The sequence below is a fragment of the Eisenbergiella sp. OF01-20 genome (assembly GCF_003478085.1).
GTDB lineage: Bacteria > Bacillota > Clostridia > Lachnospirales > Lachnospiraceae > Eisenbergiella.
In genome coordinates this window covers 52,576-75,996 of record NZ_QUES01000014.1, presented here as the reverse complement: position 1 = coordinate 75,996, position 23,421 = coordinate 52,576, and the positions used below count along the sequence as shown (strand labels likewise).

15 protein-coding genes are annotated in these 23,421 nt (G+C 50.0%); 14 read left to right on the top strand and 1 reads right to left on the bottom strand.

The window, feature by feature from the left end:
- The first annotated feature begins 80 nt into the window (after positions 1-80).
- Genes DXA36_RS16860 through DXA36_RS16845 form a run of 4 tightly spaced genes read left to right on the top strand, consistent with a single transcriptional unit; the run spans position 81 to position 8,253 of the window.
- The gene (locus tag DXA36_RS16860; protein ID WP_118680656.1) at positions 81-2,807 is read left to right on the top strand and encodes a translation factor GTPase family protein; all 2,727 of its coding nucleotides are present in this window, start codon (positions 81-83) and stop codon (positions 2,805-2,807) included.
- Positions 2,804-4,249 carry a Wadjet anti-phage system protein JetA family protein gene (locus DXA36_RS16855; RefSeq protein WP_118680655.1) on the top strand — a complete coding sequence of 482 codons (1,446 nt, stop codon included), beginning with the start codon at positions 2,804-2,806 and terminating at the stop codon, positions 4,247-4,249. Before DXA36_RS16860 ends, DXA36_RS16855 begins: the two co-directional genes overlap by 4 nt.
- Positions 4,230-4,931, top strand: coding sequence for a DUF4194 domain-containing protein (locus DXA36_RS16850; protein WP_118680654.1), 702 nt, complete (start codon positions 4,230-4,232; stop codon positions 4,929-4,931). The genes DXA36_RS16855 and DXA36_RS16850 overlap by 20 nt, the downstream gene beginning before the upstream one ends.
- Complete coding sequence (locus tag DXA36_RS16845; RefSeq protein ID WP_118680653.1) at positions 4,909-8,253, top strand: ATP-binding protein; 3,345 nt, start codon at positions 4,909-4,911, stop codon at positions 8,251-8,253. Before DXA36_RS16850 ends, DXA36_RS16845 begins: the two co-directional genes overlap by 23 nt.
- Positions 8,254-8,264: 11 nt before the next feature.
- On the opposite strand, the gene DXA36_RS16840 is transcribed toward DXA36_RS16845, so the two are convergent.
- Complete coding sequence (locus tag DXA36_RS16840; protein ID WP_182479120.1) at positions 8,265-9,167, bottom strand: AraC family transcriptional regulator; 903 nt, start codon at positions 9,165-9,167, stop codon at positions 8,265-8,267.
- Between the two features lie 248 nt (positions 9,168-9,415).
- Here DXA36_RS16840 and DXA36_RS16835 point away from each other — a divergent pair, with 248 nt between their 5' ends.
- From DXA36_RS16835 to pyrF, 10 genes are all read left to right on the top strand, one after another.
- On the top strand, positions 9,416-11,614 hold the full coding sequence (locus DXA36_RS16835) for an alpha-galactosidase (protein ID WP_118680651.1): 2,199 nt from the start codon (positions 9,416-9,418) through the stop codon (positions 11,612-11,614).
- Positions 11,615-11,883: 269 nt separating this feature from the next.
- A complete protein-coding gene (locus tag DXA36_RS16830) occupies positions 11,884-12,741 on the top strand; it encodes an AraC family ligand binding domain-containing protein (protein ID WP_118680736.1) in 858 nt (285 codons plus the stop codon).
- A complete protein-coding gene (locus tag DXA36_RS16825) occupies positions 12,728-13,657 on the top strand; it encodes a DMT family transporter (protein ID WP_118680650.1) in 930 nt (309 codons plus the stop codon). Before DXA36_RS16830 ends, DXA36_RS16825 begins: the two co-directional genes overlap by 14 nt.
- 21 nt (positions 13,658-13,678) lie before the next feature.
- Positions 13,679-14,101: a DUF2000 domain-containing protein gene (locus tag DXA36_RS16820; RefSeq protein ID WP_118680649.1), complete on the top strand. Its 423-nt coding sequence runs from the start codon at positions 13,679-13,681 to the stop codon at positions 14,099-14,101.
- 182 nt (positions 14,102-14,283) lie between these two features.
- Positions 14,284-15,333, top strand: a complete 1,050-nt coding sequence (locus tag DXA36_RS16815; protein ID WP_118680648.1) for a tetratricopeptide repeat protein — start codon at positions 14,284-14,286, stop codon at positions 15,331-15,333.
- Between the two features lie 223 nt (positions 15,334-15,556).
- A complete protein-coding gene (locus tag DXA36_RS16810; protein WP_118680647.1) occupies positions 15,557-17,947 on the top strand; it encodes a ribonucleoside triphosphate reductase in 2,391 nt (796 codons plus the stop codon).
- Positions 17,948-18,221: 274 nt separating this feature from the next.
- Positions 18,222-19,379 carry an iron-containing alcohol dehydrogenase family protein gene (locus DXA36_RS16805; RefSeq protein ID WP_118680646.1) on the top strand — a complete coding sequence of 386 codons (1,158 nt, stop codon included), beginning with the start codon at positions 18,222-18,224 and terminating at the stop codon, positions 19,377-19,379.
- Between the two features lie 155 nt (positions 19,380-19,534).
- Positions 19,535-21,208: an alkaline phosphatase gene (locus tag DXA36_RS16800; RefSeq protein WP_243114677.1), complete on the top strand. Its 1,674-nt coding sequence runs from the start codon at positions 19,535-19,537 to the stop codon at positions 21,206-21,208.
- On the top strand, positions 21,208-22,371 hold the full coding sequence (locus tag DXA36_RS16795; protein ID WP_118680645.1) for a YibE/F family protein: 1,164 nt from the start codon (positions 21,208-21,210) through the stop codon (positions 22,369-22,371). The genes DXA36_RS16800 and DXA36_RS16795 overlap by 1 nt, the downstream gene beginning before the upstream one ends.
- A gap of 73 nt (positions 22,372-22,444) precedes the next feature.
- Positions 22,445-23,371 (top strand): orotidine-5'-phosphate decarboxylase, encoded by a 927-nt coding sequence (pyrF, locus tag DXA36_RS16790; RefSeq protein WP_118680644.1) that lies wholly within the window; start codon positions 22,445-22,447, stop codon positions 23,369-23,371.
- The last annotated feature ends 50 nt before the right edge of the window (positions 23,372-23,421 follow it).

Sequence of the window (23,421 nt, the reverse complement as noted above, 5' to 3'; positions counted from 1 at the left end):
ATGCCGGGAGGTAGTATTCCCGGATTAAATAAGATACGATAACGTTGCCATGATTCATACAACGGATAACAGGATAATAAATGAAAAAATTAGTGATAGGAATTCTGGCCCATGTGGATGCCGGAAAGACAACTTTATCGGAAGGGATCCTCTACCGCAGCGGTATGATCCGGAAGATAGGCCGCGTGGATAATAAAGATGCCTTTTTAGATACCTATGCGTTGGAAAAAGAGCGGGGAATTACCATCTTTTCCAAGCAGGCTAACTTCCGGTGGAAGAATATGGAGGTCTCACTTCTGGATACGCCGGGGCATGTGGATTTCTCCGCAGAGATGGAAAGGACACTCCAGGTGCTGGATGCGGCGGTTTTGGTGATCAGCGGAGCTGATGGGGTGCAGGGGCATACCCAGACACTGTGGCAGCTGTTGAAAAGATACCGGATACCGGCCTTTCTGTTTATTAATAAAATGGATCAGAACGGGACAGACAGGGAGGCGCTGAGGGAAGAACTGAAAACCAGGCTGGATGAAGGCTGTGTGGATTTCGGTGAAGGGTTTACGGAGGCGTTTTATGAGCAGTGTGCGGTTTGTGACGAGGCGGCTCTGGACATGTTCCTGGAAAAAGGAAGCCTGCCGGAGGAGGAGCTTGGCCGTCTGATCCGGGAACGGAAGCTTTTCCCCTGTTTTTATGGTTCGGCCCTGAAGCTTACAGGGGTGGATGAATTTCTGGACGGACTGGAGCGGTTTGCCGTTTCGCCGGCTTACGGACCCGCTTTCGGGGCTAAGGTTTTTAAAATTGCCAGGGATGAACAGGGAAACCGCCTTACGTATATGAAAATAACCGGAGGAAGCCTGCAGGTAAAAACCACCCTGTGTAATGCGGGGAAGGACGGGGCGGGAAAGACTGCGCCGTCGGACAGGGAAGTTTGGGAAGAAAAGATAAACCAAATCCGTATTTATTCCGGAGATAAATATGAATTGGTGAATGAAGTGCAGGCCGGAAGCGTATGCGCGGTTACCGGACTGCACCACACGCATCCGGGAGAGGGGTTGGGCATGGAGCAGGCATCTGCCGCCCCTGTTCTGGAGCCGGTGCTCACTTATTCCATACGTCTTCCGGAGGATTGCCCGGTTCCGGTGATGCTCCCCAGGCTGCGGCAGCTGGAAGAGGAGGAGCCGGAGCTTCATATTGTCTGGGATGAAAGGCTGCAGGAAATTCAGGCCCAGGTCATGGGAGAGGTACAGATTGAAATTTTGAAAAGCCTGATACGGGAACGTTTCGGCGCAGATGTGGAATTCGGGGCCGGAAATATTGTGTATAAAGAAACGATAACGGAACCCGTGGAAGGTGTGGGGCATTTTGAACCCCTCCGCCATTATGCCGAGGTCCATTTATTGCTGGAACCGGGGGAGCAGGGAAGCGGCCTTGTGTTTGCTGCGGACTGCAGCGAGGATATCCTGGATCGGAACTGGCAGCGGCTGGTTCTGACCCATCTGGAGGAGAAAGACCACAGAGGTGTACTGACCGGTTCGGTTATAACCGATATGAAGATCACGCTGCTCACCGGACGCTCCCATCTGAAACATACGGAGGGAGGGGATTTCCGGCAGGCTACTTACCGGGCGGTGCGCCAGGGGCTGATGCAGGCCCGCAGCATTCTTTTGGAGCCATGGTATCAGTTCCGGCTGGAGGTGCCGGAAAAAATGGTGGGAAGAGCCATGACGGACATTGAGAAAATGTACGGTATCTTTGATACGCCCCGGACGGAAGGGGAAATGGCGGTTCTTACCGGCAGTGCGCCGGTGTTCACCATGCGGGATTACCAAAAGGATGTGATTGCCTATACCAAAGGCTACGGCAGGCTTTTTTGTACGCTGCTGGGCTACCGGCCCTGCCATAATGCGGAAGAAGTGATTGAAAATACGGGTTACGATCCGGAGCGGGATACGGAGAATCCCACCGGTTCGGTATTCTGCGCCCATGGCGCCGGGTTTGTGGTGCCCTGGGATAAAGTGAAGGATTATATGCATCTGGAATGCCGTATCCTGCAGCGGGAAGCAGCGGAAGAGGAAAACGGATTTTCTCCCAAAGCAAAGGCGCCGTCGGAGCCGGAATGGATGGGAGTGGAGGAAATCGATGAGATCCTTGCCCGTACCTATCGTTCCAATCAGAAAAATAAGGATATATCCCAAAAAGGAGGCTGGAACGGGAGGGTGTCAAGACATTCCGCCCCGCCTCCGAAGGAGCCGGTCTACAAGGGGAAGGATTCAAACAGGATTGCCGGCAAAAAAGAAAAATATCTTCTGGTAGACGGTTACAACGTGATTTTTGCATGGGAGGATCTGAAAAGCCTGGCCGAGGTGAGCATTGACGGCGCCAGGGGCAGGCTGCAGGATATCCTGTGTAATTATCAGGGGATTGTCCGCTGCCAGGTGATCGTGGTTTTTGACGCTTACCGGGTGCAGGGGCATACGACGGAAATACTTGACTACCACAATATTCATGTGGTATATACCAGAGAGGCGGAAACCGCCGATCAGTATATTGAGAAATTCACCCATGAAAACGGGAAAAAATATGAGATCACCGTAGCCACCTCCGACGGCCTGGAGCAGATCATAATCCGCGGACAGGGCTGCCGCCTCCTTTCGGCAAGAGAACTCGCTCTGGAGGTGGAGCAGGTAAACGGCAGGCTCCGTGAGGAGTATCTGGAACAGCAGAAAACGGATAAAAATTACCTGCTTCATGCGCTTTCCGAAAAAGCCCGCCGGCAGGTTGAAAAGATACAAGAGGATGAAACAAGTTGAAATTTATATATGAGATTCCCGCCTCCTTCTGGGGGCTGTTCCGGTCGGTAAACCGGGATATTTATATGGAAGCCCTTTTGACAATTGATGATGAATACCAATACAACAATTTTTTCCTGAGCAGGGAAGCCTGCGTGCAGATCCTGGGGGATATGTATGCCGAGCGCCGGTTCCTTCTGGAGAAGGAGGAAACGGAAACGGAAGAGGAAGCGCAGGAGACCGTGCCCAAGCGGATATTGAACTGGCTTCTGCGGACGAAGTGGCTGCGGAAAATGGAAGATTATACCACGATGACCACCAATATCGTCATTCCCGACTATGCCGCTGTTTTTATCGGCGCCTTTGACCAGCTGGTTAATCAGCCTCTGGAAGACACCGATATCTATATCCAGAATGTGTACGCCACTCTTTTTTCCTTTAAAAATGATGCAAGAATGAATATCACCATGCTGAAAACAGCGCTGGTGAATACCAAAAAGCTGAACAAGGCCCTTCAGGATATGCTTCATAATATGGATAAATTTTTTGAACGGCTCCTGGCCAAGCAATCCTACGGGGAACTGCTGGAGGAGCATCTGGAAGGCTATGTGGAAGAAGTGGTCAATAAAAAATATCATATTCTGAAAACCAGCGATAACTTTTATATCTATAAAATGGATATTAAACGCTGCCTGAAGGAAATGCGGGAGGACGATGCCTGGATAGAACGGATCCGGGAAAAGCAGAGGATCACAAAGGACAAGAAGGGAAAGGAGCCGGAGGGCTTTTACCGCAGGAGGCAGGAGGAGGACGTGCTGGATCTCATCGACCAGATTGAACGGGGGTTTGATGATATCGAACACCGCATAGCCAACATGGACCGGGAGCACAGCAAATACGTACGTGCCACGGTGAGCCGCCTGAATTACCTGCTGAGCGATGAAAGCGACCGCCACGGGCTGATTATCCAGCTGCTGAACCGTTTGGGGGAACAGGAAGAAACCGGACAACGGGCAGAGTGTGTGCAGCAGGCGGAACGCCTGCAGCTCGTGGCACAGAGGATGAATCTTTCTTCTTATGAGGTTCTGAATGACAACCCGCTGTACAAACGGAGACGGAGAAGGAATTTTACGGACGAACTGGCACCGGATGAAGAAAATAAAGAGCTTTCCCGGGAAGAGGTTCTCCAGCTGAATAAAATACACCACCGGTTTACCCGAAAACAGATTGAAGACTTTATTGAGGAGCATATGACGGACGGCGTCCTGGAAACAGGAAGCCTTCGGATTTCCTGCCAGGAGGATTTTGAAAAGCTGATTCTGGCCTATGATATCAGCATGCGTAAAAACAGCAGCTTCCAGGTGGTTACGTCGGGGGAACAGGTGGAAGGGGAACAGTTCACCTATCCGGCCATGATGTTTGTGAAAAGAAAGGGAAAAAGCGATGCTTCCATATATGACTGAATTATCCCAGGAGGAACAGGAAAAATTACAGGAGATGATCCGCAGGCTGTTCCGCCAGACCTTCCTTCTGGAAAGAAAATATGACAGAAAAGCCGGCAGAATGGTGGCTGACAAGGATTTTTATTTCGCTGACAGGCATATGGAATTCTTGACGGATTATTTTGCCGCCGCGGGAATCCGGCTGGAAATGAATACCGAGCTGGGAACCATTTACCTGACCGGGGAAACCACTATGGGAGAACGGATACCTAAGCTGGCCACCATATACCTTCTTCTCCTGAAGCTGATCTATGATGAACAGATGGCGGCCGTATCCTCCAGTGTGAATATTGTGACCACCTTCGGGGAACTGAACGGTAAAGTAGGGGAGTTCCGTCTCTCCCGAAGCCTTTCCTCCCTTACGGAAATCAGGCGGGCCTTTGCTTTTCTTAAAAAATACCAGATGATCGAGCTGATGGATACGCTGGATGAGCTGGGAGAGCATACCCGTATCCTTATTTATCCCTGTATCAACCTGGTGCTGATGCGGGAGGATATTCTGAAGCTGCTGCAAAGCTTCGGGGATGAGAATATTCCCGACGAGGAGGAAAACCTGGGGGTATTCCGTGAAGAAGAGGAAGCCGGGGACGAGTTTGATACATTAGAAGGAGAGAAAACAGATGGAGATACAGCAGTCCTTTAAGGCGGTAACCCGGATTGTACTGAATAACTGGCATTATATTGACGCAAAGGTACTCACTCTGCATAAAAACATTAACTTTTTTACCGGCCATTCAGGAAGCGGCAAATCCACCGTCATTGACGCCATGCAGATTGTGCTCTATGCCAATACCGACGGAAGGGGCTTTTTTAATAAGGCGGCTGCGGATGATTCGGACAGAAGCCTGCTGGAATACCTGAGAGGCATGATCAATATCGGGGAAAATAACCAGGCGGAATACAAGAGGAACCGTAATTTTTCCACCACCATTGTGCTGGAGCTGGAGCAGACCGGAAGCGGGGAAAAGGAATGCGTAGGTGTGATTTTCGACGTGGATACCGCCACCAATGAAATCGGCCGTTTGTTCTTCTGGCATAAGGGAGAGGTCCCGGAGCATTGCTACCGCACGGACGGACGGGCTATGGCTATCGGGGAGTTTAAGGGGTATCTGCAGAAAAACCTGTCAAAGGAGGAATGGTTCTGTACATCTAATAATGAACGGTTCCGCAGGAATCTGTATGATGTGTACCTGGGCGGCCTGGATATGGAGAAATTCCCCAGGCTTTTCAAACGTGCCATACCGTTTCGCATGAATATCCGTCTGGAAGAGTTCGTGAAGGAATATATCTGTATGGAACAGGATATCCACATCGAGGATATGCAGGAAAGCGTGGTTCTCTATGGCAGGATGCGCAGGAAGATAGAGGAAACACAGACGGAAATCGGCGAACTCACCGGAATACGGGATCAATTCCGCCGTTTTGTGGAAAGCCGGCAAAAGACGGCAGCCTATCGTTACCGGCTGGAAAAGCTCACGATTTGTCAGCTGAATGAGCTTATCCGTGAGCTGCAGACCCGTGTGGAGGAAGGGAAAAAGGATCATCTGGCCCAGAAGGAGAGTCTGGAAAACCTTCTTGCTGTCAAGGAAGAATACGCCTCCCGGTATGAGGAAATCAACCGCCAGCTCATAAGCAGCGGCTATGCCCAGCTGGAGGCCAGGCAGCACAGCCTGGAGGAGAACCTGAATCTTCTGGAGCGCAGTGATCGGAAATGGAAGGCTCTTTCCGAAAGCCTGGAAAAATGGGAAGAGGAAGAAAATATATCCAACCAGACCATTTGGGATATCGGCAAATTCCGGAAGGGAACTATTTCCGGGGAAGAACTGGAACGGCTGAAAAAAAGCCTGAAGGAAGTGGCTGCCGATTTGGAGAAGCAGCATCAGGAAGCGGCGGCCGAAGGAAAAGCCCTCCAGAAGGAAGCGGATCTTATCCAGAAGGACCTCATGGAAATTATGCTGGGACGGAAAGCCTATCCCAGGGAGCTGGAAGATGCCAGAAGCCAGATACAACGGCAGCTTTACGAGAGGACCGGAAAAAATATCCCGGTTCGTATCCTTGCCGATTTGCTGGATATCCGGGATGAAAAGTGGAGAAATGCCATTGAAGGCTATCTTGCATGGAATAAGCTGGCCCTTGTAGTGGAGCCTGCCTATGTGAAGGAGGCTATGGAAATCTATGAAAGCCTGGATGCCAAAAAATTCTGGAGAGTGTCCCTGGTGGATACGGAAAAGCTGATGGCTTTAGAACATCCAGTGCGTGAAAATGCCCTGGCGGAGGAAATTGACTGCAGGGAAGCCTATGTGAAGGCCTTTCTCCATTTCCTCCTCGGAAATGTGATCAAATGTGAGGATGTGCAGCAGCTGCGCCGGTGTAAAATAGGGGTTACCGCTGACTGCCTGCTGTACCAGAACTTTCAGCTGCGCCGTCTGAACCCGGATAACTATACCAGAAGGGCTTTTATCGGGGAAAAGAGTATGCGCAGGCGCCAGAAGGAACTTCAGGCACGTCTGGAGGAGTTGAATAAAAGTCAGGAAGAATATTCTGCTGCTGCGGCAGAAGCCAGGCGTCTGCTGGGCTATGAGTATCTCCAGGACTCCGTGGAAAGTTATGTGGAGCTGTTCCAGGATATGGAAGAGAAAAGGAAAAAAGAGGAACAGCTGCGGAAACTGGAAAAGCGCATGGAAGAGCTTGGCACCGGTTCGGTGGAGGTCCTGAAAAGACAGCTGAAGGAAGTCACGGAGAAACAAAAAAGCCTGGAAACCCATATCGACAGCCTGAAAATCCAGATCCATGACAGGGAAAATAAAATAAAAGCCGATGAAGCCGCTTTTATTGAAAGGAATGAAGAACTTCTGGAAAAACGCAGGCAGCTGGTTACTTCCCCTGCATGGGAAGAGGACTGGGAAAGCTTTTTATCCCAGGTGAAAAATCCCCGTTATGATTTGCTGATCAAACAGACGCTTTCCGCTATTACGGAGTCGGAGGAGGATCAGGAGTCCCAGAGGAACCGTCTGGTGGATATCCGGTCCGAATATCTGAAACGGCATCCAGGCCGGGATTTTTCCGCAAGCGGTGAAAAGAACGGGGAATATCAGGCGCTGCTGGATGAGCTATCCTGCGACCGGATTAAGGATTTTGAAGAAAAAGCCATGGAACAGGCGCGGATTGCGGTAGACCACTTCAAAGAAGATTTTATTTATAAAATCCGCAGCGCCATCAAAGAAGCGTATATCCGCCGGGACGAGCTGAACCGGATCATCCGCAGGCTGAATTTCGGCAAGGACCGGTACCAGTTCAAAATCACCAAAAATAAGGGGCTGGACGGCGAATACTATGATATGTTTATGGATGAATCCCTGGAAATCGATCCGTCCACACTTTCGGGTTCCGTGGAGCATCAGATGAATATGTTTTCCATGGATCATGAGGGCAGGTACAGCACTCTTATGAACGATCTGATCCGCATTTTTATCCCCCCGGATACGGCCAACGCCCAGGAGCAGGAGGAGGCCAGGAAAAATATGGAGAAATATGCGGACTACCGTACCTACCTCTCGTTTGAAATGGAACAAATCGTGGAAGGGGAGGAACGGCTTGTAATCGGTTTAAGCAAAATGATTAAGAAAAATTCCGGCGGAGAAGGGCAGAACCCGCTTTATGTAGCCCTCCTCGCCAGTTTTGCCCAGGCTTACCACATCAACCTTTCCCGCAGGCCCACCATTCGCCTTGTGGTGCTGGATGAGGCCTTTTCCAAAATGGATGCAGAAAAGGTGGCGAGCTGTATTGAACTGATAAGGGGGCTTGGTTTCCAGGCCATCATCAGTGCCACCAACGACAAAATCCAGAATTACCTGGAAAACGTGGATAAAACCTTTGTTTATGCCAATCCCAACAAAAAGAGCATATCCATCCAGGAATTTGAAAAGAAAGATTTCCCGCAGCTGATTCGGGAAGAGGAGGCTTAACCTATTACGTTTTATGGAACCGGTTCACGGCCCGGTTCCTTCCGAAACTGCGTGGGTGTGATGGAAAACCGCGCCTGGAAGTGGTGACAGAAGGAGGCGCTGTCCGCAAATCCGCAGGAGTTGGAGATTTCCGTGATCCGAAGGTCAGTGGAGGAGAGCAGACGCTTCGCCATGGACAGCCTCAGCTTAATCAGATATTGCTGGGGAGAGATTCCCAGCTCCCGGTTAAAAAGCTTGTACAGATAGGTTCGGTCAATCCCCACATACCGGGCCACGTCCTGGATTTTTATATCATATGCATAGTTATGCTGCAAATAATCCAGCGCCTGCTGCAGATAGGTGCTGGAATTTTTTTCGGCATTTCCCAAATCCGGACATAAAATCGAAAAAAAGCGGTAGAGCAGGGAAAGATGAAGATAGGTATTACCCGGCTGGGAATATAAAGTCTCGTTGATGGAAAGCAGACATTGTCCTGCCGGATCCCTGGAAAAACTGTCCGCCCTTTCAAGAGAAGCGGAAGAAAAGGGTACGGAAGGAACAGGCACGCAAGGAACTAAGGCAAAGCGGGCCGGGGCAGAATGGAATACCGGAGCGGAGGCAGTAAGACCGCAGGCGGCCAGGATATCGGCGGCATCCCGTCCGTCGAAACCAATCCAGCAGTATTCCCAGGGGTCATGGCTGTCCGCCGCGTAGGCCGAGACAACTCCGGGGATGATCAGGAAAGCATCGCCGGCGGTCAGCCGCCAGCTGTGTTTTTCGCTTGTAAAGGTTCCCGAACCGGAAAGTACATAATGAAGCAGATAATGGGGCCATATACCGGGGCCGCAGGTAAGGGAAGGGGCGGTCTGTTCGTATCCGCTGAAATAGAGGCGGACGGGTGGCTCCGCGGCGGGCAGGCCGGGAAGGTTTGTCATGGCATTTCCTCCTGTAAAATACAGAGTATACACTGTCTTGGGTCTCCTGTTTCGCAGTTTCTTCCGGACAGCTGCCTGGCAAGGGGACGATAATGCCAGGCAACATAATAACAATAAAAAGAAACAGATACCGCTTTTCTTTCCAACAGTATAAAGTATAATAAATAAAAAAGCAAAGCCCTGCTGCACAGAGCCGGAGCTGTGCGTCATGAACAGTAACCAGGAACATACCACATAGGAGGTTTTTTATGGGAATAAGAGTCTGTGAGGAAAAGAAAATATTCAGCATAAGCACACCAAACACCACATATTTAATGGGCGTTGCCGCCGGAAGTATGCTGGGGCACATGTATTATGGAAAACGAATGGATGATATGGACGGTTTTTATCTGCTCCGCGCAGGTGCTACGCCGGATGAGATGCATATTCACAGGAGAGAAAAGGTTGGTTGTCTGGACACTTTCAGCTTTGAGTATCCCGTCTGGGGAACCGGCGACTTCCGGGATCCATGTCTTTGCGTCCGGGATGAAAACGGCTGCCGTGCATGTGAACTGCATTACGAATCCTATGAAATCCGGGAAGGAAAGCCGGCGCTTGCAGGAATGCCTGCCACCTTTGCGGGAAAAGAAGCGGGACAGGCGGCGCAGACGTTGATTCTTACGCTCCGGGATGAAGTGCTGGGGTTAAAAATATTGCTGCGGTATAGTATTTTTGAGGATTCCGATGCTATTATCCGCAGCGTCACGGCAGTCAATGAAGGCGGGCAGAAGCTGTATTTGGAAAAGATACTGAGCGCCTGCCTGGATATGGATAATGAAAATTTTGATCTGCTCACGCTGCACGGCTGCTGGGCGAGGGAAAGACATATCACTCCCCATAAGGTGACCGAGGGCAAACATATCGTTTCCTCCCTCCGCGGGGAAACAAGCCATCACATGCAGCCGTTCATGGCCCTTACCACGAACGGCACGAGCCAGACCGAAGGCAGTGTATATGCCATGAACTTTGTGTATTCCGGCAATTTCATAGCGGAAACAGAGCTGGATCACAGAGAAAGCGTACGCATGAGCCTTGGCATCCACCCGGACGGCTTTGAGTGGGTGCTGAATCCCGGCGAACAGTTCGAAGCGCCGGAAGCGGTGCTGGTTTATTCCGCACAGGGACTTGGTAAAATGACACGTACGTTCCATGATTTATATAAAAACCATTTGATCCGCAGCAAATATCTGCATTCCAAACGTCCGATCCTGATCAATAACTGGGAAGCCACCTACTTTGATTTCGATGACGACAAGCTGGTTGCCATTGCGGCGGAAGCCAGCAAGCTTGGCATCGAAATGCTGGTTATGGACGACGGCTGGTTCGGGAAGCGCTGCAACGACGAATGTGCGCTGGGAGACTGGCAGGTCAATGAAAGCAAGCTCAGAGGCGGCCTGAAGGCTTTGGTTGACAGGGTTAACGAACAGGGACTGAAATTCGGCATCTGGTTTGAGCCGGAAATGATATCTCCGGATTCCGATCTTTACAGAGCCCATCCCGACTGGGCGATACAGGTGCCGGGCCGGCCCATCAATATGGCACGCCATCAGTATGTACTGGATCTGACCCGTCAGGAAATTGTAGACTATGCTTATGATTGCGTGGCAAAGATACTTAGAAGCGCCAATATCGAATATGTGAAATGGGATATGAACCGCCCGCTTTCCGATATCGGAAGCGCTGCCCTGGACAGTGAGCACATGGGAGAATTTTACCACCGTTATGTCCTTGGCGTATATCAGATGCAGGAACGCCTGCTTCAGGAATTCCCGGATCTTCTTTTGGAAAACTGTTCTGGCGGCGGCGGACGTTTTGATCCGGGCATGCTGTATTACAGCCCTCAGATCTGGACTTCCGATGATATGGATCCCATTGAACGGCTTTCCATCCAGGAGGGAACGGCGCTCATCTACCCCTTAAGCTCTATGGGCGCCCACATCTGCGTCTGTCCCAATCATTCCGTAGGCCGGATAACCCCTATGGAAACCAGGGCCCATGTGGCGCTTGCAGGAACCTTTGGCTATGAACTGGATATCACAAAGCTGACGGAGGAGGAAAAGAAAAAAGCCGCCGGATTCAACCGGGATTACCATAAATATAACGATTTGATCCGGGAAGGCGACTACTACCGCATCGCATCCTACCGGGAGAATGCCATGTACGACTGCTGGCAGGTGACAGATAAGGAACAAAAGCAATGCCTGGTGACCTATGTGCAGGTGCGCTATGAAACCGAACGCAAATCCAGACGCCTGAAGCTTTGCGGCCTGGATCCGAAGGCACGCTACCGGCTGGAAGAAACCGGGGAGCTTTATTCGGGAGAAATGCTGATGAACGCGGGATATTTACAGGAAATGATCTTTGGGGATTATGGCAGCAGGCTGCTGTATTTTATCAGAGAAGAGTAATAATAGGAACAAAGAAGGCAGGCGGTAATATTACCGTCTGTCTTTTTTCAAGAAAGAGAAATGCATACCGGTTAAATAGGGAAGCAAAATAATCAAAAAAAGTGCCATATCATACAAGACAACCCCTCTCCTCTGTGTTAAAGTATATCAAAACGTTTGTAAATGCAGGCCTTGTCCATCCTCCGGAAGTTTTCCGCGGTACCTGTGTGCCTTACGGAATCGGGGTTGGACGGGATTTCGGCTATGAGGAAGCCGGAGGGAGGACCATCATGCTTCAGGAACAGGAACAAAGACATATCTATTATGACAGGGATTTGGACATAGAGGCCTATAACTTAAGCGGCATTGTACAGAAATTTCCCAACCATTTTCATGAATATTACGTGATAGGTTTTGTGGAAGGCGGCAAACGCCATTTATGGTGTAAAGGCAGGGAATATGATGTGTCGGAGGGCGATTTGCTGTTATTCAACCCCAGAGACAACCATTACTGCGCACCCATAAACGGGGAAATCCTGGATTACCGGGCGGTGAATATCAATCCGGAGGTGATGGAGCGCAGCGTTAAAGAGATTACCGGGGAAGCCTATATGCCTTATTTCACCGAAACGGTAGTCTATAAAAGTGATATCACCCAATCGGTCCGGGACTTGTACCGGGCCATACTGGACCATGCACCCAGGCTGGAAAAGGAAGAGACCCTGTTTTTCCTCATTGAACAGATCCTTCAGGAATATGCATCGGATTTTGAAAAGGCGGACATTCTCCAGCCCAACCCCCAGATACGGAATCTGTGCTCTTATATGGAAAGACACTATGCCGAAAACCTCACTCTGGATGATTTGCTGGCTATGACGGATTTCGGAAAGTCCTACCTTCTGCGCTCCTTTACCAAACAGACAGGCGTTTCTCCATACCGGTATCTGCAGACCATACGGCTGGATAAGGCCAGAAAGCTTCTGGAACAGGGGACAGCGCCTATTGATGCCGCAGGGATGGCAGGTTTTGCCGATCAAAGCCATTTCACCCATTTTTTCAAAGAGTTTATCGGGCTGACACCAAAACAGTATCAGCGTATTTTCCAAAATAAAACAGAACAGGCGGAAACAGACAATGACAAAGAATAATACCATGCAGGGACATTTGGCGGCTTTTCTTACTATTTTTATATGGGGTACCACTTTTATTTCCACCAAGGTGCTGCTGAGAAGCTTCAGCCCTATCGAAATCCTGTTTATCCGCTTTTTTATCGGCTATGCGGCCCTTTGGATCGGATACCCTCACAGGAAAAGGAAGGGGGAAAGGAAACAGGAGCTGTACTTCGCACTGGCCGGCCTGTGCGGCGTAACGTTGTATTTTCTTCTGGAAAATATTGCACTGACCCTTACCTATGCTTCCAATGTGGGAGTAATCATTTCCATTGCGCCTTTCTTTACGGCAATTTTCAGCTTCCTTCTTAAAAAAGAAGAGAAGCCGGGAAAACGGTTTTTCCTGGGCTTTCTCATGGCTATGGCGGGAATCTGCCTGATAAGCGGCTTCGGCGGACTGAATCCCCTGGGGGATCTCCTTGCGGTGGGAGCGGCGGTGCTCTGGGCGGTTTATTCCCTGCTGACCAGAAAAATCAGTGATTTCGGTTATCCCGTGGTACAGGCTACCAGACGAACCTTTTTTTACGGACTGGTGTTCATGATACCGGCTCTTTTTCTCATGGATTTTCATGTGGATCCTCGGCTGTTTCTGGAGCCTGCCAACGCAGGAAACCTTCTTTTCCTGGGGTTCGGAGCCTCCGCCCTGTGTTTTGTCACCTGGAATTATGCGGTGCGGGTGCTGGGAAGCATAAAAACCAGCGTCTATATTTATATGGTGCCGGTGGTAACTACGGTGACTTCGGCGCTTATCCTGGGTGAAAAGATAACCATGTTGTCCGCGGCAGGCATTCTTCTGACTCTGGGAGGACTGTTCTTATCCCAGAAATGGGGAAAGGCAGAAGGAGACAGCAGCAGGGAAGCGGAAGAAAACGGAGCGGCCGGAGAGCGTTTGTAATAGGAAAGAAAGGAAGAAAAAATGGAACTTCAGGACAGAAAATGTGTGATGATATTAAATGAAGAGCTGCCGGCCGGCGTGCTGGCCAATGCGGCGGGAATCCTTGGGATCACGCTGGGAAAACAGGTGCCCGATACCATTGGCCCCGACATATGTGATAAAAACGGGAGGCAGCATCTGGGGATTGTGGCGCTGCCGGTTCCGGTTCTGAAAGCGGATAAGGAAAAACTGAAGGCTATCAGGGAAAAGCTGTTCCAGCCGGAGTTTGCGGATTGTGTGGTGGTGGATTTTACGGACGTGGCCCAAAGCTGTCAGAACTATGAGGATTACATAGCCAGGGCGGCAGGGACAGGGGAAGAAGAGGTAACCTATCTGGGGATCGGTATCTGCGGGGCCAGGAAAAAGGTAAACCGGCTGTCCGGGAGCCTGCCGCTGTTAAGATGAAACGGGCAGGCAAAACCGCAGGGCCGCGGCACAGGAGCCGGGAACAATAACGGCGCAAGCGGACAAAATAAAATTTCCCGGCAAAAGGGGGTGAAAAAAGAAAGCTGATTTGTTATACTATAACCTGAGAGCAAACAGATTTCTTTTTTTAATATAGAAAAATTACAGGTGCAGTGATAAATATGGTAAAGTTAAAATATATAACCGCAGTTTTTGTGTGCAGCCTCTGCATGGTATCCGCATCTGCCTGCGGAGCATCCAAACAGGAGAATATTGATCAGGGAATGCAGCTGATTGAACAGCTCAGCTATGAGGAGTCCCTGCCTTTTTTTGATGCGGCGCTGCTGGATAAAGAAGATGCCCAGCTTTCTTACCGCGGACAGGGACTTGCCTATATGGGGCTTACCCAGTATGACAAGGCCGTGGAAGCTTTGGAAAAGGCGCTTTCCTACAGCGATGCCAGGCTGGGAGAGATTGATTTTGATATCAATTATTACCTGGCTACCGCCTATTATAAGCAGGGAGAGCTGGACAAGGCCAAAGCGGTGTATGAATCCATCACTGCGCTGCGGCCGAAGGAAAAGACGGCCTATTACCTGAAGGGCGTGGTTGAGATTGAACAGGGAAACCAGGAGGCGGCCCAGGCGGATTTTGACCGGGCGGTGGAAATTGATCCGGAGGATTATGATATGCGGATCAATATTTTCTGTACCTGTTCGGATAACGGCCTCCAGGAATTAGGGGAAGGCTATCTGCAGGCTGTGCTGGACAGCGAGGACAAGAAGCTGACCGATTATAACCGGGGAAGGATGAATTATTACCTCGGCGATTATAACAGCGCCAGAAACAGTCTGGAGAAGGCAAAGGACGCCAATGGGGGCGTGGATGTGGTTAGCCTTCTGGGGCAGACTTACGAAAAGCTGGGGGACAATAACTATGCCGCCAGTGTATACAGCAATTTCCTGAATACCACTCCGGATGCGCAGATTTATAACCAGCTGGGGCTGTGTAACCTGAAAATGGGAGATTACCAGGCGGCACTTACTGCGTTTCAGGCGGGGCTTGCCATAGAGGGAAACCAGCTGATGCAGGTGCTGTCCTTTAATGAAATTGTTGCATACGAATATTTGGGAGATTTCAAACAGGCTACCGTACTTATGCAAAAATATCTGGGAACCTATCCGGATGATGAAAAGGCCATCCGGGAGTATGAATTCCTTCAGACCAGATGATTCCCGGGAAAGTTCCGTTTTTCATGTGGTGTTATTCCCTACTATATTTATGTCAATATGTTACCTGTTCCACAATATGTGGTATGTGTGCATTGACTTAGGATAAGAATGGTGCTACAATAATCCCAACGCCCAACCAGGGGCAAGTATCCATCGGATATTCAGCTGATGGATACTTGTCCATTTTTAAGCCTTAAGGAAAAATCACAGAGGGGGAAGAAATATGTTTCATGTAATTAAACGAAACGGAGAGACTGCAGACTTCACATTGACCAAGATAAATGATGTGATTATGAAAGCATTTAATGCTACGGATATGGAGACCACCAATGATATTATCGATCTGCTGGCACTGCGTGTCACTGCGGATTTCCAGGATAAAGTGAAGGATGGGGCCATTCATGTGGAGGATATCCAGGACAGCGTGGAAAAGATCCTGGAGCAGGCAGGCTATACGGAAGTGGCGAAAGCATATATTCTTTACCGCAAGCAGCGTGAGAAGATCCGCAATATGAAATCCACCATCCTGGACTACAAGGATGTGGTAAACAGCTACGTGAAGGTTGAGGACTGGCGTGTCAAAGAGAATTCCACCGTTACCTATTCCGTGGGAGGGCTTATTCTCAGCAATTCCGGCGCCGTTACTGCCAATTACTGGCTTTCCGAGATTTACGATGAGGAAATCGCAGAGGCCCACAGGAATGCGGATATCCATATTCATGATCTTTCCATGCTCACCGGCTATTGTGCAGGCTGGTCTTTAAAACAGCTGATTTCAGAAGGTCTGGGAGGCATTACGGGAAAGATCACCTCCGCACCGGCGGCCCATCTTTCCGTTCTCTGTAACCAGATGGTCAATTTCCTGGGGATCATGCAGAACGAATGGGCAGGAGCACAGGCGTTTTCCTCCTTCGACACCTATCTGGCCCCCTTTGTCAAGGTGGATGATCTGACTTATCCGGAAGTGAAGAAATGTATTGAGTCCTTCATTTACGGGGTAAATACACCCAGCCGCTGGGGGACCCAGGCGCCGTTTTCCAATATTACACTGGACTGGACCGTGCCGGACGATCTGGCAGAGCTGCCGGCCATCGTAGGCGGGAAGGAAATGGATTTCCGTTATAAAGACTGCCGCAAAGAAATGGATATGGTAAACAAAGCCTTTATCGAGATCATGATTGAGGGCGATGCCAACGGGAGAGGTTTCCAGTATCCCATTCCCACCTATTCCATCACCAAAGACTTTGACTGGTCCGACACGGAAAACAACAGGCTTTTGTTTGAAATGACTGCGAAATACGGTACGCCTTATTTCAGCAATTACATAAATTCCGATATGCAGCCCAGCGATGTCCGTTCCATGTGCTGCAGGCTCCGCCTGGATCTGCGCGAGCTGAGAAAGAAAACCGGCGGATATTTCGGCTCCGGGGAAAGCACCGGCAGCGTCGGGGTGGTAACGATCAATATGCCCCGTATTGCTTACCTTTCCGCGGACAAGGAAGATTTTTACAGACGTCTGGACAAGATGATGGATATTTCCGCCCGTTCCCTTAAGATTAAGAGACAGGTGATTACCAGACTGCTGAATGAAGGCCTGTATCCTTATACCAAGAGATATCTTGGCAATTTTGACAATCATTTTTCAACCATCGGCCTGATCGGCATGAATGAAGCGGGACTGAACGCCAACTGGATCCGGGAGGATTTGTCAACGAAAAAGACCCAGGATTTCACCAAGGAAGTGCTGAACCATATGCGCGACAGACTGGCGGATTACCAGGAGCAGTATGGGGATTTATATAATCTGGAGGCCACTCCTGCGGAAAGCACCACCTACCGTCTGGCAAAACATGACAAGAAAAAATGGCCGGGAATCAAAACCGCTGGAAAACCGGGAGATACCTGTTATTATACCAATTCCTCCCATCTGCCGGTGGACTATACCGTAGACGTGTTTGATGCCCTGGACATCCAGGATGGCATACAGACTTTGTACACCTCGGGAACCGTATTCCATGCATTCCTGGGAGAGAAGCTGCCCGACTGGAAAGCCGCTGCAAACCTGGTCCGCACCATTGCCCAGAACTATACGCTTCCTTATTATACATTGTCGCCTACCTATTCCATCTGTTCCGAACATGGGTATCTTACCGGAGAACAGAAGGTCTGCCCCAAGTGCGGCAGAGTGACGGAGGTCTGGAGCCGCATCACCGGATATTACAGGCCGGTCCAGAACTGGAATGACGGAAAAGCGCAGGAATTTGAGAACCGGACGGAATATGAACTTTCTAAATCCGTTTTAAAGCATCCGGCAGCAAGAGTGGTTACCTTATCCGATTATGAAAAAAATGCAGAGGTCAAGGTAGAAACGCCGGAGGATATCAAATATCTTTTTACCACCAAAACCTGTCCCAATTGCAAGCTGGCTAAGGAATATCTGAAAAATGAAAGCTATATTCCCATTGATGCGGAAGAAAATTCCGAACTGGCAAGCAAATACGGAGTAATGCAGGCACCTACCCTGGTCGTGGTAAACGGGGAGGAGTACCGGAAGTTCACTAATGCTTCCAATATAAAGAAATATGCGGAACAGAAGGATGTCGTAAACGCATAAATTAAGAAGAGGTCTTACCGGTCACTCCGTGACCGGTAACATGCATAAATCCATTTAAAATCGCCTGCGGCGTTTGTGTTTATGCACTCTTGAATCACTTTCTCACGTACTGTGCAGTAAATGCACAGTACTGAGTGAACAGTAACGGAAAGGCGTTCCCCTTAACAGGGGGACGTCTTTTGTGTATGGCGCCGGAGAAATATATGCGATATAATCGGGGTAAGGATAGCCGGTCAATACCGTTCATAAAGACAGGGAAAGAGAGGAATACCTTATGAAATTATTTATGCCGACCAAAGTATACAGTGAGAAAAATTGTGTGGAAAACCACAGCAGAGAGCTTGCCGCACTGGGGACAAAAGCCCTGGTGGTAACGGGAAAGCATTCCTCCCGGATAAACGGTTCTCTGGAGGATGTTACGAAAGCGCTGGAAAGGGAAAATATCCCTTATATGGTGTATGATGAGATTGAAGAAAACCCATCGGTGGAAACGGTGATGAAAGCCGCTTCTTTGGGAATAACAGAGGGTACGGATTTCGTAATCGGTGTGGGTGGCGGTTCTCCTATGGATGCCTCCAAAGCGATTGCGCTGATGATAGCCAACCCGGAGCATGATGAAAGGCTGTTATATACAAGGACGCAGGTTTCCCCCGACGGTCCCGTATATCCTGCATTACCGGTGGCGGAAATACCCACTACCGCCGGAACCGGTTCAGAGGTGACCCCGTATGCGATCCTGACTAGAAATGTTCTTCCGGATATTGTTCTTACCACGATTCCGGAGGCGGACGCACAGGCCGCCTTTTCCCATCTGGAAAAGAAAACCAAACAGAGTATCAGCCATTCTGTTTTTCCGGCCCTGGCCCTTGTAGATGTTTCCTATCTGCAGACAGCGTCCCGCAGCGGCTGTATCAATACCGCCGTGGATACCCTGGCGCATCTGATAGAGAGCCATCTGAACGCCAACAGTACGGAATACAGCCGGATTTACAGCGAAATGGGGCTGCGTACCTGGGCAAGGATCAAAGATAAGCTTCTTCGCTATGAAATCGGGGAAGAGGAGCGCCAGGCCCTCATGCGTGCCTGTACGCTGGGAGGCATGGCGATTGCCCATACGGGGACCAGCCTGCCCCACGGCCTGAGCTATCCTGTTACCTGTGAAATGGGCCTTCCTCATGGAAAAGCGGTGGGGATATTCCTTCCCGGCTTTATCCGCAATTACGGCAATCAGGAAGAGGCCATGAAGGTGCTCTCCCTTCTTGACTTCGGTGGGGAACAGACCTTTTCCGAGTATATCAGGCAGCTTCTGGGTGAGGTGTCCATTGCGGAGGATTTGTGGGAGCGGACAATGGATGAGCTTCTTGCGAATCCCGCCAAGCTGAAGAATTATCCGTTTATGATAGACAAGGAAAAGCTGCAGCGGTTCCGTTAGAGCGGCGGCTTTCATTTTACATTATTTTTGCGCGACTCTGTCAATGAATTTAAGTTTTCTCCTTTATAATAAGCTTGTCAGGCATGATTCAGCCGGATGCGTTCCGGGGAAGGAAATGCCTGCATACTACATAGTAAGAAGGAGATTATGAAAAGGTGAGAAAGAAAATTGTATCCGTATTCTTAGCAGGAATGATGCTTGCGGCGGCCCTTGCCGGCTGCGCAGACACAGGGACCAGGCCGGAGACTTCCGCGCAGGCGGCAGAAAGCCAGGCAGAGGAAAGCCGGACCGAACAGGAGGTGTCGGAAGAAAGCCGGACGTCCGCAGAAGGCCGGGGCGGGGAAACAGCCGGGACCGACGTGCCGAAATATGTATTTTTATTTATCGGAGACGGAATGAGCTATCCCCAGGTACAGCTGACCAATTATTATCTCAGCGCCTCCCAGGGAGAAACGGCGGGGACCGTGACAGTGGACGGCGAAGAAAAAGCGGTCCTGAGCAGCAAAAACAACCTGACGATGATGAACTTCCCGGTGGCCGGATCCGCACAGACCTATGACAGCACCTCTTTTGCCCCGGATTCCGCATCTACGGCCACCTCTATTGCCACCGGACGGAAAACCTGGAGCGGCAGCATTAATGTGAGCGAGGATTTCACACAGACTTATGAAACCATTGCTGAAAAGCTGAAGGCCCAGAAGGATATGAAAATAGGTATCCTTTCCACCGTTAACTTAAATCATGCCACACCGGCCGCTTTCTATGCCCATCAGGCCTCCAGAAGCAGCTATTATGATATCGGCCTGGAGCTGATCGACAGCGGCTTTGATTATTTTGCAGGCGGCGGCCTGCTTCAGACGACAGGAAAAGAAGAGGATAAGAAAGACCTTTATGCCCTGGCGGAGGAAGCCGGTATCAAAGTGGTGAAAACCCAGGCAGAAGCACAGGCGCTTACGGCAGCGGACGGCAGGGCCATTGTGATTGACGAGCATCTTGCGGACAGCAGCGCCATGGCGTATGAACTGGACAGGGCAGCGGATGAATGGGCGCTGGCAGATTATGTGGAAAAAGGAATTGAGGTGCTGGATAACGAAAAAGGCTTCTTCATGATGGTGGAAGGCGGAAAAATCGACTGGGCGTGTCATGCCAATGATGCGGCATCTACCATAACCGATACCATTGCCCTTGACAACGCGGTGGAAAAAGCGGTGGAATTCTATAACGAGCATCCGGAAGAAACCCTGATTATCGTAACAGGAGACCATGAAACAGGAGGTCTGACCATCGGTTTTGCAGGTACGGATTATGATACCTTCCTGAAAAATTTTGAAAACCAGAAAATTTCCTATGCAAAATATGATTCCGATTATGTATCCGCTTACAAGGAAAAGAAAACGGATTTTGACACGGTAATGGAGGACGTGACGGAACTGTTCGGCCTTCAGGCGCCTGCTGGAGCGGAAAGGGAAGCCACACAGCAGAAAGACAGCGCGGATCAGCATCCGGAATCCGACAATAACGGCGCCCTTGTTATGACAGAGTATGAATACAGCCAGCTCAAGTCCGCTTATGAGACTACCATGTCCCGAACCGGGGAAGAGGAGGAGTTTGCCCAGGATGAATATATCCGTTATGGAAGCTACGAGCCTCTTACGGTAACAATCACCCATATCCTGAACAACAAGAGCGGCATTAACTTTGGCTCCTATGCCCATACCGGCCTTCCTGTGGAAGTGCTTGTGCAGGGCGCCGGTGCGGAACGCTTTGAAGGTTATTATGACAATACAGAAATTTACAACAGACTGGCCGCCCTGTTAGGAGTGCAATAATGAAAATCATGTCTTTTCTAAAAAGGCAGAATTCCGTATTCCTTACTACTGCAATCGGTCTGGTTCTCATCGGTATCCTCATATGCCTGCCCACAGGCTATGAGGATGCCCTTATTTATCAGGGAACGCAGCGGGCTGTCGGCAGGGTGGTGGAAACCAATAATTCTGCGATCATTACCTCCGGGCTGATTCAGTCCGGGGAACAAATCTGTGTACTGGAAATTGAAAACGGGTTGTTTCAGGGAAAAACGCTGGAAGGGGTGAATTTCCTCAGCGGTTCCCTGGAAAAGGATAAGATTTTTAAGGAGGGGGATCGGGCGCTGCTCACCATAAGCCATGAGGGAGATACGGTACGCTCGGTAGTTATTTCGGATCATTACCGCCTGGACAAGGAAGTGCTGCTGCTGGCGGTTTTTGCCGTATTCCTTGTTATTTTTGCCGGAAAAATAGGCTTTCAGGCTATTCTTTCCTTCCTTATAACGATATTGATGATCTGGAAAATCCTCGTTCCCTGCTATCTGAAAGGCTATTCGCCGGTATGGGTGGGGATCGGAATTACCGCGGTGCTCACCGCAGTCATTATCTTTTTCGTATACGGCCTGGATAAACGGACGCTGACCGCGGTGCTGGGTGCACTTTTAGGCGTAGCTACAACCTGTATCCTTGGAATCGTTTTTACCGATTTATTTAAAATCCACGGGGCCGTGATGGCAAGCTCCGAATCCCTTTTATACAGCGGCTACCAGGATTTGGATCTCACATCGATTTTTATGGCGAGCATTTTTATCGGGGCATCCGGAGCTATGATGGATCTGGCGGTGGATATTACCTCCGCTGTCTGGGAGGTGATTGGAAAAAAGCCGGATATCAGCCCAAAGGAAGCGGTAATTTCCGGACTGCATGTGGGCCGGGCAGCAATGGGCACCATGACAACCACTTTGCTTCTCGCCTATTCCGGCGGCTATATCTCCCTGCTGATGGTTTTCATGGCCCAGGGGACACCGGTTGACCACATCCTGAACTACAAATATGTGGCGGCAGAGGTTCTGGATACGGTAGTCGGCAGCTTCGGACTGGTTACCGTCGCCCCCTTTACCGCCCTTATGGCGGGGATGCTGCTCACCGGAAAAAAGGGGAAAAAGCGTACGCCGGATCAATCCTAATCTTGTGCCATCCCCATAAATATGTTACAATTTTCCTGCTGAACAGTAACACAAGAAGAAAGGAACGGATATCATGATTAACAAGCTGGTGGAAAAGATAAAGAAAACCAACGCCCCTATTGTGGTGGGACTGGATCCGATGATGAAATATATACCGGAGCATATCCAGAAACAGGCATTTGACGCTTACGGAGAAACCCTGAAGGGTGCCGGAGAGGCGCTTTGGCAGTACAACAAAGGGATTGTGGACGCGGTATATGACCTGATTCCTGCGGTGAAGCCTCAGATCGCCATGTATGAGCAGTTCGGAATCGAAGGCATGATCGCTTACCAGAAAACGGTGGATTACTGCAAAGAAAAGGGGCTGGTGGTAATCGGTGATATCAAGCGCGGGGATATCGGTTCCACATCCGAAGCCTATGCGGTGGGACATCTGGGCAAAGCAAAGGTGGGAAGCCACAGCTTTGAGGGCTTTGGCGAGGATTTTGCGACCGTGAACCCCTACCTTGGTTCCGATGGGGTAAAGCCTTTTATTCATGTGTGTAAGGAAGAGAAGAAAGGTATTTTTGTGCTGGTTAAGACCTCCAATCCCAGCAGCGGGGAGTTCCAGGACAGACTGATTGACGGAAGGCCGCTGTATGAGCTGGTTGGGGAAAAGGTAGCCCAGTGGGGTGAGGAAGCCATGGGAGAGGATTACAGCTATGTAGGAGCCGTTGTAGGGGCTACCTATCCTGAAATGGGGGCCGTTCTCCGGAAAATCATGCCCAAGGCTTATATTCTTGTACCGGGTTATGGAGCGCAGGGCGGAAAGGGTGCGGATCTGCTTCCTTTCTTTAATAAAGACGGGCTGGGTGCTATTGTGAATTCTTCAAGAGGAATCATTGCGGCTTACCAGCAGGAGAAATACGCGCATTTTACAGGGGCAAACTATGCGGATGCTTCCAGGCAGGCGGTGCTTGATATGATTGAGGATATCGGAACGGCACTGGGAACCATCTGATCGGTTACGGCACCCACTTGCGGCTGCTGATTGATAATGGGGAGGGAATG

What these genes read in the sequence shown, in the direction of transcription:
- DXA36_RS16835 (WP_118680651.1), top strand. Translation starts at nt 9,416, where the DNA reads ATGGGAATAAGAGTCTGTGAGGAAAAGAAAATATTCAGCATAAGCACA.
- DXA36_RS16795 (WP_118680645.1), top strand. Translation starts at nt 21,208, where the DNA reads ATGAAAATCATGTCTTTTCTAAAAAGGCAGAATTCCGTATTCCTTACT.
- DXA36_RS16845 (WP_118680653.1), top strand. Translation starts at nt 4,909, where the DNA reads ATGGAGATACAGCAGTCCTTTAAGGCGGTAACCCGGATTGTACTGAAT.
- DXA36_RS16820 (WP_118680649.1), top strand. Translation starts at nt 13,679, where the DNA reads ATGGAACTTCAGGACAGAAAATGTGTGATGATATTAAATGAAGAGCTG.
- DXA36_RS16815 (WP_118680648.1), top strand. Translation starts at nt 14,284, where the DNA reads ATGGTAAAGTTAAAATATATAACCGCAGTTTTTGTGTGCAGCCTCTGC.
- DXA36_RS16860 (WP_118680656.1), top strand. Translation starts at nt 81, where the DNA reads ATGAAAAAATTAGTGATAGGAATTCTGGCCCATGTGGATGCCGGAAAG.
- DXA36_RS16805 (WP_118680646.1), top strand. Translation starts at nt 18,222, where the DNA reads ATGAAATTATTTATGCCGACCAAAGTATACAGTGAGAAAAATTGTGTG.
- DXA36_RS16810 (WP_118680647.1), top strand. Translation starts at nt 15,557, where the DNA reads ATGTTTCATGTAATTAAACGAAACGGAGAGACTGCAGACTTCACATTG.
- pyrF (WP_118680644.1), top strand. Translation starts at nt 22,445, where the DNA reads ATGATTAACAAGCTGGTGGAAAAGATAAAGAAAACCAACGCCCCTATT.
- DXA36_RS16830 (WP_118680736.1), top strand. Translation starts at nt 11,884, where the DNA reads ATGCTTCAGGAACAGGAACAAAGACATATCTATTATGACAGGGATTTG.
- DXA36_RS16825 (WP_118680650.1), top strand. Translation starts at nt 12,728, where the DNA reads ATGACAAAGAATAATACCATGCAGGGACATTTGGCGGCTTTTCTTACT.
- DXA36_RS16850 (WP_118680654.1), top strand. Translation starts at nt 4,230, where the DNA reads ATGCTTCCATATATGACTGAATTATCCCAGGAGGAACAGGAAAAATTA.
- DXA36_RS16840 (WP_182479120.1), bottom strand. Translation starts at nt 9,167, where the DNA reads ATGACAAACCTTCCCGGCCTGCCCGCCGCGGAGCCACCCGTCCGCCTC.